This is a genomic window from Palleronia marisminoris (assembly GCF_900172315.1).
GTDB classification, from domain to species: Bacteria; Pseudomonadota; Alphaproteobacteria; order Rhodobacterales; family Rhodobacteraceae; genus Palleronia; species Palleronia marisminoris.
Genome location: NZ_FWFV01000008.1, coordinates 152,896 through 165,796, shown reverse-complemented (window position 1 = coordinate 165,796; position 12,901 = coordinate 152,896). Strand labels below are relative to the sequence as shown.

The following is a 12,901-nucleotide window of genomic DNA, read 5'->3' as shown; positions in this document are numbered from 1 at the left end:
AACACGGGAAAGCCCCGTGAAGTTCACGATCATCATGCATCATCCGCATTTGACGCCGTGTCGGCAACGCGTCACGTGGTGTCGCAATCCGGTCAGACCTGTGGCGCCGTCCGCGCACAGGTGGCAGAACAACAACGAGGCGCACCCCATGGCCGACGAAGACGACGACATCATCCTGTCCGAGTTGAGCGACGAAGAGCTCGTCGAGCAAATGATGGACGACCTCTATGACGGGCTCAAGGACGAGATCCTCGAGGGCGTGAACATCCTGCTCGAACGAGGCTGGACACCCTACCGCGTCCTGACGGAATCGCTCGTGGCGGGCATGACCATCGTTGGCAGGGACTTCCGCGACGGCATCCTGTTCGTGCCCGAGGTGCTTCTGGCGGCAAACGCGATGAAGGGCGGAATGGGCGTCCTGCGTCCGCTCCTGGTCGAAACCGACGCGCCGCGCATGGGCAAGATGGTCATCGGCACCGTCAAGGGCGACATCCACGACATCGGCAAGAACCTGGTCGGGATGATGATGGAAGGCGCCGGGTTCGAGGTCGTGGACCTTGGCATCAACAATCCGGTGGAAAAGTACCTCGACGCGCTCGTGGCCGAGAAGGCTGATATCCTTGGCATGTCCGCGCTGCTCACGACGACGATGCCCTACATGAAGACCGTGATCGACACGATGAAGGCCCAGGGCATCCGCGACGACTATATCGTTCTCGTCGGCGGCGCGCCTCTGAACGAAGAGTTCGGCAGGTCCATCGGTGCCGACGCCTACTGCCGCGACGCCGCGGTAGCGGTCGAAACGGCGAAAGAGTTCATCCAGCGACGCCACAACCAGGTCAACGCCTGATCCCGGCGCCTGCCGTCGGACCGGGGCGCTGCCCCGGACCCGGAGTATTTTCCCCAGGATGAAGCGGCGGGAGGTTTCGCGCCGCTCCGGCCGCCCCATATCCGTGTGAAGGAGTCCATCGTGCCCCATCGCGTCTTCGCCCTGATCCTCGCCTTCGTCATCCTGGCCGCGGGAGCGACCGTGTGGCTCTCAACGTCCTTCGGAGCGACGGCAGCGGGCGCGCTCGCCCTGCCCGCCCTGGTAGCTTGGGGCCTCCTGCGGTTCGTCACGGCACGAGACGCCAGGCGGTGACCTTCGCCGACGACACCACGCTGACCCGCGCCGGACTGCCGCCCCAAGGCCGCGGCCGTGTGCTGGTGCTGGCCTGCGGAGCGCTCGCGCGAGAGATCAAGGCGCTGACGCGTCTGAACGGCTGGGATCACATCGACCTCGCCTGCCTGCCGGCCATCCTGCACAACCGACCCGAACGCATCGCCCCTGCCCTGCGGAAGGCCATCCTGCGCCACCGTCCGAACTATGACACGATCCTCATCGGCTACGGCGATTGCGGCACGGGCGGCGCGATCGACGCGCTCTGCGCCGAGTTCGGGATCGAGCGGCTACCCGGCCCCCATTGCTACGCGTTCTTCAGCGGGACAGCCGCGTTCGAGGCGGACGGAGAGGTCACGTCCTTCTTCCTGACCGACTTCCTCGCCCGGCAGTTCGACGCCTTCGTGACCGAGCCGCTCGGCCTCGACCGCCACCCCGAACTTCGGGACGCGTATTTCGGCAACTACGAGACGTTGGTTTACCTTGCCCAGACCGATGACGACGCTCTTACCGCCCGCGCCGAAGCCGCCGCCCGGTCGCTTGGCCTCGCGTTCGAGCGGCGCTTTACCGGATACGGCGACCTCGCCGACGCGCTGGCCAGTGCCTAGGTCGCCGCGGCGGCTGTGGAGCGGATGCGTTCGATCATCGCCCTGACCCCGTTCGAGCGCTGCGAGGACAGGTGCTCGTCCAGCCCCAGCCGCTTCAGCTCGGCCTGCGCATCCACGCCCGGAACCTCGGCCACCTCGCGCCCCGCGTAGAGTGCGTGCAGGATCGCGATCAGACCTTTGACGATGATGGCGTCAGAATCGCCGCGGAAATCGAAGTGGCCGTCCTCGATCCGGGGCACCAGCCAGACCTGGCTCGCGCAGCCTTCGACCCTGGTGGCGGGCACCTTCAGCGCATCCTCGAGCGGGGCCATCGCGCGGCCCATCTCGATGACGTGGCGATAACGGTCCTCCCAGTCGTCCAGGAACTCGAAGGTCTCGGCGATCTCCTCGAAGGCGGGGGTGGCCATGGCTGTCCTCGATCTTGGTAGCAACCGAGGTAAAACGCCCGGCGGCCCGGCGCAAGCGAAGGCGCAACTTTCCCTGCGCCGGAAATTCGGGTAACGGACACGTGAGGGACTGACGGAGGGACGACATGACAAGGCTGGCCTGGCTTGCCCTTGCAACGACATTGGCCGTGACCGGATGCGGACGGACCGGCGGAGGCACCACCGTGACGCCCCTCGCGACCGCGCCCGCAGCCGTGATCCAAAGCGCCGAGCTCGTCCCGAACAGCACCGGACGGCTGCTGATCGTCACCGCGGTGGCGCCGACGCAAGGCTACTGGAACGCCGCGCTGGTGCCGCGTGCCGCCGACGTGCCGGGCCAGCTGGCCTTCGACTTCGTGGCCACGCCTCCCCCCGGACCCGCGCCCGTCCTGACAGAGCGCTCGCGCGAGATCACGGTGGCGACCTACCTGAGCCCCCGCGATTCCGCCGGTATCCGCGAGATCACGGTGTCCGGTGCGGGCAACGCGCGGGCGATCCGCTTCTAGGACCGCCCCTCGCGCTTCTTCGCCTCTTCGGGCGGCAGCATCGACACCAGCCGCACGCCGGGGCCCGAGGCGACCTCGTCCTCGCCACCGACGAAATGGATCTCGCCGGCCGGGTCGATGAAGGCCAGAAGGCGCGCCTCGGGCCGCTGCGCGCGCCACTCGTCCAGCTTGTATTCCTCGGTCAGGCGGGTCACGGCGAAGGTCCAGCCGCTCCACATCAGGCGGTTCAGCTCGTTGTAGGTCGCGTCCTGGGCGAAGGTCCGCCCCCCAAGGGACGAGGGCAGCGCGTTGCGCGCGTTCGCCGCCTTCTCGCGGGCCAGCTGATAGACGTTCTCGCGCCCGAACTCCGGCCCCAGATCCGTCGCGACGAGCGTGTTGTAGGCGTCGTTGTCCGTGGCGGCGACGACGATCTTGTAGCCGTTCATGTCCACGCGCAGTTCGGCCCCCTCGGACAGGACGTCGCCGAAGAACGTGTCGATCCCCAGCTCGCGCGGGCGCCGCAGGTGGCCGCGATTCTGGTCGGTGATGAGGACCGGGATCTTCGCCTCCTTCAGATGCTCGGCCAGTTCCGTCGTCCAGTATGAACCGCCGACGAGGATCACGCCCGGCGTCCGCGACGCCGTCACCTTCAGGAACCGTGCCACTGGGGCAAGCGTGAAGCCGTGAACGACCACCGAGCCCGCCACCAGGATGAAGGCCAGCGGCCCCACCAGCGCGCCATCCCGCACCCCGAGCTCTACCAGCCGCTCGCCGAACAGGCCGGCAACCGCGACCAGCACCACGCCCCGCGGGCCGGTGGTCGCGACCAGGATCTTCTCGCGCATCGGCAGCTGGGTGAACGCCAGCGCCAGGAACACCGTCACCGGGCGCACCACCGACAGCACGACGACCACGAAGAAGATCGACCGCCATGTGAGCTGCGCCAGCGCCGAGAAATCCAGCGACGCGGCCAGCAGGATGAACACGCCCGAGACCAGGAGGACCGTCGCGTGCTCCTTGAATCGCCGCATCTCCTCATAGGCGGCAAGGTTCGCGTTCGCGATCACGACACCCATCACCGTCACCGCCAGAAGCCCGGATTCGTGCAGGATTGAATCCGCCACGGCGAAGACCGCCAGCACCATCGCGAACAGCACCGGCACTTTCATGTATTCAGGCACCTTGGCCCGCCGGAAAGCCCAGCTGAGCAGGTATCCCGCCACGACCCCCAACGCAGTCGCCACGGCGATCCCTACGGCCAGCGAGAAGAACGCGCTGCCGAGCTGCTCGGAGGTGCGCAGGACGATCACGACCTCCAGCGCCAGTACCGCTGCCAGCGCGCCGACGGGATCGTTCAGGATCGCCTCCCATTGCAGCAGCGCGGCGGGTCGGCGTGCCAGGCGGGCGGTGCGCAGCAAGGGCGCGATCACCGTGGGGCCGGTGACGATCATGATGCCGCCGAAGACGACCGCGCTTTCCCAGCTCGTGCCCGCGCCCCAGCGCAGCGCCAGCGTGGACAAGAGCCACCCGAGCGGAGCACCGATGAAGACCAGCCGCTTCACCCCCGTCGCCGCATCCCGCAGCGTGTGGAAGTTCAGCGTCAGGCCGCCCTCGAACAGGATGATCGCCACCGCGATCGAGATCATCGGCAGGTAGAACGGCCCGATGTCGCGTGCAGGTTCGAACAGGCCGAAGACCGGGCCGACCAGAAGGCCGGCCGCGAGCATCAGAACGATTGCCGGTAGGCGAAGCTGCCAGGCGATCCACTGGGCGCCCACGCCCAGTGCACCGACAAGCGCCACTGCCGCCACCGGGTCCATGGCGCCCGCTGCCGTTTCGACTGCCATTCGTCTCTCCGAAGATTATCCCATCGCGGAGCCTTATCCTCCGCCGTCGGGTTGAAAAGCGCCACGCTTGCGACTGGTTCCCCGCACTGCTAGCGCAAAACCCGTCGGTTCAGTGCAAAGGCCCGCCCATGACCCAAGATGCTCCCTGGTGGAAAAGCGGCATCATCTACCAGATCTATCCTCGTTCGTTCCAAGATTCGACCGGATCGGGGGTGGGCGATCTGAACGGGATCACCAGCCGCCTGCCCCACGTGGCACGGCTGGGGGCGGACGCGATCTGGATCTCGCCGATCTACCCCTCGCCGATGAAGGATGGCGGCTACGACATCTCGGACTACACCGGGATCGAGCCGCTCTTCGGCACGCTCGACGATTTCGAGCGCCTGACGGACGAGGCGCACCGCCTCGGCCTGAGGGTCCTGCTGGACTACGTCCCCGCCCACAGCTCGGACGCGCATCCCTGGTTCAAGGACAGCCGCAGCGCCCGCGACAGCTTGAAGCGCGACTGGTACATCTGGCGCGACGCCGGCCCTGATGGAGGCCCGCCCAACAACTGGATCAGCGAGTTCGGCGGCCCCGCGTGGAGCTGGGACGACACCACCGGCCAGTACTACCTGCACATCTACGCCCGCGAGCAGCCCGCCCTGAACTGGCGCAACCCCGACGTGGCAGAGGCGATGCTGGCCGCGATGGAGACGTGGTACGAGCGTGGCGTCGACGGCTTCCGCGTCGATGCGGTCGAACACCTGACCCCGGACGCCAAGCTGCGCGACAACCCAACGAACCCCGACTGGCACCCGAAGGAGGGGCCGGCCCGCTCGCTCTTCCGCACCTTCACCTCGCACCAGCCCGAGGTCTTTCCCCATGTCCGCGCCATGCGCCGCGTCGCGGAAAGGCATGGCGGCAAGCTTCTGGTGGGCGAGGCCTACGGCAACCTCGACGAGGTGATGCTCTATTACGGCGCCGATCTCGACGGCTTCCAGCTTCCGTTCAACTTTCAGCTCATCAATGCGCCTTGGCACCCGCGTGGCATCGCCGATTTCATCGACTGGTACGAGGCGCTGATCCCGCCGGGCGGCTGGCCGAACTGGGTGCTGGGGAACCACGACCGCGACCGCATCGCCACCCGCGTCGGCAACGGTCAGGCGCGGGTGGCCAAGATGCTGCTGCTGACGCTGCGCGGCACGCCCACCCTGTGGCAGGGCGACGAGCTCGGGATGCTGAACGAGGCGGTGCCCGACCACATGCTGCAGGACCCCTGGGCCATCAACAACCCCGGCACCGGCATCGGCCGCGATCCGGTCCGCGTCCCCCTGCCCTGGGACGACGGCCCCGGCCGCGGCTTCACCACGGGCGAGCCGTTCCTCCCCATGTCCACGGTGCCGTCGGTCGCCGAGCAGGACGACGATCCTGACTCGATGTTGACCTTCGTACGCGCCTTGATCGCCCTGCGCCGGGCCGAGCCTGCCCTGTCCACCGGCAGCTACGCGCGCATTCACGCCGACGACAGCGTCCTCGCCTATGCGCGCGATGCCGAGGGCAAACGGCTGGCCATCGCGCTGAACTTCACCGACACGACCCAGCCGCTGCCCGTGCGGGGCACCGCACGCCTGTCGACGATCCAAGACCGCGATCTGCGCAACATCACCGAGCTACGCCCCGACGAGGGCGTCATCCTCGACCTCTAGAAGCGGCCGAACCGGCGCACCACGCGCAGCGCCTTCTTCGACCGCCGGGCGTTCGCCTGCACCTGTTCGTGCCGGCGACGCTCTTCGACGGTCATCTGCCTTGGGTCCTTGGCCGAGCCGAACGCGCGGTCGATCCCCGCGCTGACGCCCCGGTTGATGAGTCGGCGCATGACCATGCGCACCACCATGTTGATCATATCACTCGTCCTCGAACATGTCGTCCTGGTCGTCATCTGCCTCGGGCGCGTCCGGCAAAGGCCGCGACTCCAGCAGACCCGCCGCGCGCAGATCCTTCAGCCCCGGCAGGTCGCGCGCGTTCTCCAGCCCGAAATGATCCAGGAACTCCTGCGTCACGACGAACGTGACTGGCCGCCCCGGGGTGTCGCGCCGCCTGCCGAAACGGATCCACTCCATCTCCAGCAACTGGTCCAGCGTCCCGCGCGACACCGCCACGCCCCGGATCTCCTCGATCTCGGCGCGGGTGCAGGGCTGGTGATAGGCGACGATCGCCAGCGTCTCGATCGCGGCACGGGACAGCTTGCGCGTCTCGACCGTCTCGCGGCTCATCAGGAAGCCAAGGTCCGGCGCCGTGCGCATCGCCCATTCCTCGCCCACGCGGACAAGATGCACCCCCCGCCCCTCGTACCGCGCCCGCAGCGCGCCCAATGCCATCGCCGCGTCGCACCCATGGGGCAGCCGCGCGTTCAGATCGGCGACAGACACGGGCGCGGCAGAGGCGAACAGGATCGCCTCGACCATCCGCTCCTGCTCGGCCAGCGGAGGCGCGTCGAAAAGCGGTTGTTCCTCAGCCATCGCGGCGGCGCACCTCTATCGGGGCGAAGGTCTCGCCCTGCCGGATCTCCAGTCGCCCCGCCTTCACCAGCTCCAGCGAGGCGGCGAAATGGCTTGCGGTGGCCGAGCGTCGCTTGACCGGATCCACCGTCCACCCCTCGGGCATCCAGCTGGCAAGGTCGATCCAGTCGCCCGCGAATCCGATCAGGTCACGCAGCCGGACCAGCGCCTGCTCCATCGTCATCACCCGGTCGCGGTCCATCACGAAGGGGCGGAATTCGTCCTTTGTGCGCACCCGCGCATAGGCCTGCATCAGCTCCATCAGCGTCGCGGAATAGCGGACGTGGCGCACCCGCTCGACCGTCTCGGGGATGCCGCGCGCGAAGAAGTCGCGGCCCTTCTGGTCCCGCGCCATCAGCTTGGCTGCCGCCTCGCGCATCGCCTCCAGCCGCTCCAGCTGGAACGCCAGGTGCGCCGCCAGTTCCTCGCCCGAGGCCCCCTCTTCCTCGGGATCGGGGGGCAGCAGCAGGCGGGACTTCAGAAAGGCCAGCCACGCCGCCATCACGAGGTAATCGGCCGCCAGTTCGATCCGCAGTTCCTTGGCGCGCTCGACGAAGGCGAGGTATTGCCGCGCCAGGTCCAGCACGCTGATCTTGCGCAGGTCCACCTTCTGAGTGCGCGACAGCGTCAGCAGCAGGTCCAGCGGCCCTTCGAACCCGTCCACATCGACCACCAGCGCCTCGGCCGCGACCCGCTCGGCCACGTGGGCCGAAAGGCTTTGGACCTCAGCCATGCAGGTTGCCGTCCAGCTCGCTCAGCTCGAAGGCCAGCGCCTCGGGATCAGCCAGTTCCGGTAGGTGCCGACGCTCCAGCGCGGCTTCGGCACGACGCGCGGCGGCCTGGGTCAGCTCACCGGCCGCCTGCACACAGCCCACCATCTCGGGCATGTCGCCGTTGCAATGCAGGACCACATCGCACCCTGCCTCGATCGACAGCGAGGCGCGCTCGGCCACCGTGCCACCCAGAGCCTCCATCGAGATGTCGTCGGTCATCAACAGCCCGTCGAAGCCGATCTCTTCCCGGATGAGCCAGATCAGGGCCGGATCCTGCGTCGCCGGGCGATCCCCCAGCGCCGTATACTCAATATGCGCCGTCATCCCCATGGGCAGGTCGTTCAGCGCGCGGAACGGGGCGAAATCCTCTTCCAACGCCGCCTTCCCCGCAGTCACGATCGGCAGGTCATGATGGCTGTCATCCTGCGCCCGCCCGTGGCCGGGCATGTGTTTCATCACCGGCAGGACGCCGCCCGCCATAAGCCCCTCGGCCGTGGCACGCGCGGCCTTGGTCACCGTTTCGGGATCCGTGCCGTAGCAGCGGTTGCGAAGGAAATGGTGCGTTTCGGGGCGGGCGACGTCGGCGGTCGGCGCGCAGTTCACGTCGATCCCCACCGCATGGAGCTCGTGGGCCATCAGCCGCGCGCGAAGCCACATCGCACCGATCGGGTCCTTGGCGCGGGACATGTGCTCGAGCGGCGGCGCCCAGCGGCGCCAGTGAGGGGCGCGCAGGCGCTGGACCCGGCCACCCTCCTGGTCGACGAGAATCGGGGCATGCCAGCCGACCGTCTCGCGCAGGCTATCCGTCAGCGCCAGCACCTGCTCGGGGTCGCGCACGTTCCGACCGAACAGGATGAACCCCCACGGATCGGCCTCGCGAAAGAAGGCTGCTTCCCTGCGGGAAAGCGTCTCGCCCGCGCAGCCGAGGATGCAGGCGCGTCTCACCGCACCTCCACCGGGATGCAGTCGGCCCGTTGTGCCGTCAGCGCCGAGCAGAAGCGCCGCGCATCGGCCAGATCCTCGAACCCTTCGGCCCGCAGGCGGAAGAAGGTCTTCCCGCCCGAGATCGCCTCCTGCACCACCATCCGCTTGTCTCCGAAGAACTCGCCGAAGCGCCCGGTCAGCTTGTCCCATTCGCCGCGCGCCACCTCGGGGCTCGCGAAGGCACCAAGCTGCACCAGCCGCGTCCCCTTGGGCAGATTCGCGAGATCGACCTCTTGATTGGAGGTCGCCATGGTCATCGTGGCGCGGACCGGCTCGACCGAGGCGATCTGCATGGCCGGCACCCCCTCGGGCCGCAGTTGAGGCCGCAGCGAGTCCGTCTCGTTCACGTCCGGCCCGGCCAGAGCCTCGGCGATGGCCAGTTCCACCGGGTCGGCATCTTCCGGCCGGTCCTCGATCACCTCGGCGGCGGCCTCGTCATCGTTGGACCCCATCGTCGGCGAAGGCGTGCCGGCCTCATCCAGCAGCGCCATCTCGGTCGTCACGGCACCCTCACCCGCGTCGACCAGCACGTCTTCCGCCTCTTCGGCAGGTGTCTCGAGCAGCTCGCCCCACGCGCGATCCTCGTCACTCAGCGGCTCCGCTCCGGGCGCCAGCCGCACCTGGTCCACCGGACCCGAGGCGGAACCCACGGCAGCAATCTCGTTCACCTGCAGGCCCTGGTGCGGCGCGGTCATCCCGCCTGGGTCCTCGGGCGCCACGCGGAAGGCGCCTTCCAGCGCCTCGATCACCGGCACGCCGCTGACGTCGCGCACCAGGAGCTGGTAGCCCCAGACGCACATGCCCGCGACGAGGCCCAGCGACACCATGGCCCCGGCCGCATTGACGAGCCTCTGCGCCTTGGCCCCACGACCCTCGGGAAGCTCGAGCTCTGCCGGCTCGTCATACACGTAATCCGTCATACTGCCTCGCGCCGCGGCACCGCATATCGGGCACCGCGTCCTTTTTCTGCCTCGGTCGCCCGCAACGTGCGCGTTGTCAGCGCATCTCTTCGACGGGCGTCACGCCTAGAATACCAAGGCCGGCCGCAATCACAACGGAAACGGCCAGCGGCAGAGAAATCTTGCCCGCTGTCACCTCAGGGTCACTATCCTGCAGGAACCGCAGGGAGTGATCGTCATCCCCCTTGTTCCAGAGCGAGTTGAATACCTGCGCCAGCTCGCCCAGGTAAAAAGCGATTCGGTGGGGCTCGTGCCCTGTCGCCGCAATCTCCACGAGGCGCGGCCATTCGGCCAGCTTCTGCGCCACGGCGATCTCGGCCGGGTCGGTCAGGCGCGGCGCGCCGGGGACAGCGCCCATGGCGTCGGCCTTGCGCATCACCGACCGGATCCGGGCGTGGGTGTACTGCACGTACCACACCGGGTTCTCGCGGCTTTCCTCGACCGCCTTGGCGAAATCGAAATCCAGCGGGGCATCGTTCTTGCGCGTCAGCATCAGGAACCGCACCACGTCCGGCCCGACCCGATCGACCACGTCCCGCAGGGTCACGAAGGTGCCCGCCCGCTTCGACATCTTGAAGGGCTGCCCGTTCTCGTAAAGCTTCACCAACTGGCACAGCTTGACGTCCAGCGGCACCCGCCCGTCCGACAGCGCGGAAACCGCGGCCTTCATCCGCTTGACATAGCCGCCGTGGTCGGCGCCGAAGACGTCGATCAACTGGTCGTAGCCACGCCCGATCTTGTCCCAGTGATAGGCGATGTCGGGCGCGAAATAGGTCCAGGCGCCGTCCGATTTCATCACCGGGCGGTCGACATCGTCGCCATGATCGGTGGACTTGAACAGCGTCTGCTCGCGCGGCTCCCAATCCTCGGGCAGCTTGCCCTTGGGCGGTTCGAGCGTGCCCTTGTAGATCAGGCCCCGGGAATCCAGCGCCTTCAGCGCATCCTCGATCCGGCCTGTGCCATAGAGTGACTTCTCGCTGAAGAAGCTGTCCATCTTCACGCCAAGCGACGCCAGATCCGCCTCGATCAGCGCCATCATCGCCTTGGTCGCGAAGGCCCGCACCTCTTCGAGCCAGACCTCCTCGGGCTCGTCGACATAGGCGTCGCCCACCTCGCCCTTCAGCGCCTCGCCCACGGCGACGAGGTAGTCGCCCGGATAGGTGCCGTCCGCGAACTCGACCTCCTGCCCGTGCGCCTCGAGGTACCGCAGGTAGACCGAGCGCGCGAGGACATCGACCTGCGCGCCGCCGTCGTTGATGTAGTATTCCCGCGTCACGTCGAAGCCCGCGAAGGCCAGCAGGTTGCATAGCGCGTCACCGAACACCGCACCTCGCGTGTGCCCCACATGCAGGGGGCCCGTGGGATTGGCCGAGACGTATTCGACGTTCACCCGGCTGCCCTCGCCCAGCTTGGACGTCCCGAAGCCGACCTCTTGCGCACGAAGCACCACGTCGGACCACAGCGCGCCCGACAGCCGCAGGTTCAGGAACCCCGGCCCCGCGACGCTGGCGCTCTCGACGCTGTCCAGCGCCCCCAGCCGGGCCGAGAGCTTCTCGGCGATGTCGCGCGGCTTGGCGCCGGCGGGCTTGGCCAGCACCATCGCGGCGTTGGTCGCCATGTCCCCATGCGCCGCATCGCGCGGAGGTTCGACCGTCACGTTGTCGAAGGACAGCCCCTCGGGCAGATCGCCCGCGCGGACCATCTCGTCCAAGGCAGAGATGACGTTGGCGCGCATATCGGCGAAAAGGTTCATGGGGGCCTCCAGGGTGAACGTGCGCGGTCTAAACCCGCCCCCGTGGGGCGTCAACGCAGTCCGACACGCCCAACCGGGATACGGCCGGGGCTCTGCCCCGGACCCCGGAGTATTTCCGGCAGGATGAAGGGGCGGCGTGGCGCGCCGTCAGATCTCGAAGACGACGACGTCGCGGCCATCGGCCCGAAGCCCGACCTCGCCGTCGATCAGCCGGAGCGCGTCGCGCCCGAAGACCACGTTGCGCCATCCGTTCAGCGCCGGGACGTCGCGCTCGCCGGCGGCGATCTGGTCCAGCTCGGCCGAGGTCGCGATCAGCTTCTGCGCGACGCCCGCACTCTCGGACTTCGCCTTCAGAAGCACGCGCAGCAGATCGGCCAGTGCGGGGTTCACCTGTAGCTGGTCCCGCCCGCGATCCGTCTCGGGATGGGTCTTGGGATCGGCCTCGAGCCCCCGCTTCACGGCCATGAGGATTCCTTCCGCGATCTCGCCCTTGCGGGCCTCGCGCAGCAGCAGCCGCGAGTTGCCGAGGTCCTTCTCGGATTGCGGCTTCGTCGAGGCCAGCTCGACCAGCGCATCGTCCTTGTACACCCGGCTGCGCGGCACGTTGCGCGCCTGAGCATATCCCTCGCGGAAGGCGGCGAGCTCCTTCACGATCGCCAGGAACTTGCCCGTGTTGGTGCGCGTCTTGACCCGCTTCCACGCGTCCTCGGGGTGCACCACGTAGGTCGCCGGGTCCATCAGCACGCCCAGCTCTTCCTCGACCCACGCCGTGCGCCCGGTCTTTTCCAGCTCGGCCGCCAGGTATTCGTAGACGTCGCGCAGATGCGTCACGTCGGCCAGCGCATAGACCTTCTGCGCCTCGGTCAGCGGCCGCCGCGACCAGTCGGTGAAGCGCGAGGACTTGTCGATCTGCGCCTTGGCGATCTTGCGCACCAGCGTCTCGTAGCCCACCTGCTCACCGAACCCGCAGACCATCGCCGCCACCTGCGTGTCGAACAGCGGAGCCGGAATCACGTTGCCGTCGTGCCAGAAGATCTCCAGGTCCTGCCGCGCGGCGTGGAACACCTTCACCACGCTCTCGTCCCGGAACAGCGCGTAGAGCGGCTCCAGCGACAGGTCCCCCGCCAGCGGATCGACCAGCACGGCCCCGTCATCCCCCTCGCCCGGGATCGCAAGCTGGATCAGGCACAGCTTCGAATAATAGGTCCGCTCGCGCAGGAACTCGGTATCGACGGTGACGTAAGGAGCGCCGCGTGCGGCATCGCAATACGCCGCAAGGGACGGGGTGTCGGTAATCGTGATCAAACGGACCTCCGCAAGGCTGACCCGGCCCTGATAGGCCCCGCGCCCCCGGAAGAAAAGACCGCC

General features: G+C 68.0%; 14 protein-coding genes. 5 read left to right on the top strand and 9 right to left on the bottom strand.

Going from position 1 to position 12,901, the window contains the following annotated elements; translation table 11 throughout:
* Positions 1-148: 148 nt before the first annotated feature.
* From PAM7066_RS14080 to PAM7066_RS14075, 3 genes are all read left to right on the top strand, one after another.
* Positions 149-850: a cobalamin B12-binding domain-containing protein gene (locus PAM7066_RS14080; RefSeq protein ID WP_085854864.1), complete on the top strand. Its 702-nt coding sequence runs from the start codon at positions 149-151 to the stop codon at positions 848-850.
* A 120-nt stretch (positions 851-970) separates the two neighbouring features.
* The gene (locus PAM7066_RS19005; RefSeq protein WP_175484656.1) at positions 971-1,141 is read left to right on the top strand and encodes a hypothetical protein; all 171 of its coding nucleotides are present in this window, start codon (positions 971-973) and stop codon (positions 1,139-1,141) included.
* Positions 1,138-1,767 (top strand): DUF1638 domain-containing protein, encoded by a 630-nt coding sequence (locus PAM7066_RS14075; protein WP_085854863.1) that lies wholly within the window; start codon positions 1,138-1,140, stop codon positions 1,765-1,767. The genes PAM7066_RS19005 and PAM7066_RS14075 overlap by 4 nt, the downstream gene beginning before the upstream one ends.
* Here PAM7066_RS14075 and PAM7066_RS14070 read toward each other — a convergent pair.
* Complete coding sequence (locus PAM7066_RS14070; RefSeq protein ID WP_085854862.1) at positions 1,764-2,174, bottom strand: SufE family protein; 411 nt, start codon at positions 2,172-2,174, stop codon at positions 1,764-1,766. The genes PAM7066_RS14075 and PAM7066_RS14070 overlap by 4 nt on opposite strands.
* A 125-nt stretch (positions 2,175-2,299) precedes the next feature.
* Here PAM7066_RS14070 and PAM7066_RS14065 point away from each other — a divergent pair, with 125 nt between their 5' ends.
* Positions 2,300-2,698, top strand: coding sequence for a hypothetical protein (locus tag PAM7066_RS14065; protein WP_085854861.1), 399 nt, complete (start codon positions 2,300-2,302; stop codon positions 2,696-2,698).
* Here the strand turns inward: PAM7066_RS14065 and PAM7066_RS14060 are convergent.
* Complete coding sequence (locus PAM7066_RS14060; RefSeq protein WP_085854860.1) at positions 2,695-4,524, bottom strand: cation:proton antiporter; 1,830 nt, start codon at positions 4,522-4,524, stop codon at positions 2,695-2,697. The genes PAM7066_RS14065 and PAM7066_RS14060 overlap by 4 nt on opposite strands.
* A 128-nt stretch (positions 4,525-4,652) precedes the next feature.
* On the opposite strand from PAM7066_RS14060, the gene PAM7066_RS14055 reads away from it, so the two are divergent.
* On the top strand, positions 4,653-6,212 hold the full coding sequence (locus tag PAM7066_RS14055; protein WP_085854859.1) for an alpha-amylase family glycosyl hydrolase: 1,560 nt from the start codon (positions 4,653-4,655) through the stop codon (positions 6,210-6,212).
* On the opposite strand, the gene PAM7066_RS14050 is transcribed toward PAM7066_RS14055, so the two are convergent.
* From PAM7066_RS14050 to rnd, 7 genes are all read right to left on the bottom strand, one after another.
* Positions 6,209-6,409 (bottom strand): hypothetical protein, encoded by a 201-nt coding sequence (locus PAM7066_RS14050; protein WP_085854858.1) that lies wholly within the window; start codon positions 6,407-6,409, stop codon positions 6,209-6,211. The two genes, PAM7066_RS14055 and PAM7066_RS14050, sit on opposite strands and share 4 nt — an antisense overlap.
* 1 nt (position 6,410) lies before the next feature.
* The gene (gene scpB / locus PAM7066_RS14045; RefSeq protein WP_085854857.1) at positions 6,411-7,025 is read right to left on the bottom strand and encodes an SMC-Scp complex subunit ScpB; all 615 of its coding nucleotides are present in this window, start codon (positions 7,023-7,025) and stop codon (positions 6,411-6,413) included.
* Positions 7,018-7,797: a segregation and condensation protein A gene (locus PAM7066_RS14040; protein WP_085854856.1), complete on the bottom strand. Its 780-nt coding sequence runs from the start codon at positions 7,795-7,797 to the stop codon at positions 7,018-7,020. The genes scpB and PAM7066_RS14040 overlap by 8 nt, the downstream gene beginning before the upstream one ends.
* Positions 7,790-8,782 (bottom strand): glycoside hydrolase family 3 N-terminal domain-containing protein, encoded by a 993-nt coding sequence (locus PAM7066_RS14035; protein ID WP_245749691.1) that lies wholly within the window; start codon positions 8,780-8,782, stop codon positions 7,790-7,792. The genes PAM7066_RS14040 and PAM7066_RS14035 overlap by 8 nt, the downstream gene beginning before the upstream one ends.
* On the bottom strand, positions 8,779-9,741 hold the full coding sequence (locus tag PAM7066_RS19370; protein ID WP_245749690.1) for an SPOR domain-containing protein: 963 nt from the start codon (positions 9,739-9,741) through the stop codon (positions 8,779-8,781). The genes PAM7066_RS14035 and PAM7066_RS19370 overlap by 4 nt, the downstream gene beginning before the upstream one ends.
* A gap of 76 nt (positions 9,742-9,817) precedes the next feature.
* Positions 9,818-11,533, bottom strand: a complete 1,716-nt coding sequence (argS, locus tag PAM7066_RS14030) for an arginine--tRNA ligase (protein WP_085854854.1) — start codon at positions 11,531-11,533, stop codon at positions 9,818-9,820.
* A 147-nt stretch (positions 11,534-11,680) separates the two neighbouring features.
* Positions 11,681-12,838: a ribonuclease D gene (gene rnd, locus PAM7066_RS14025; protein WP_085854896.1), complete on the bottom strand. Its 1,158-nt coding sequence runs from the start codon at positions 12,836-12,838 to the stop codon at positions 11,681-11,683.
* Positions 12,839-12,901: the final 63 nt, after the last annotated feature.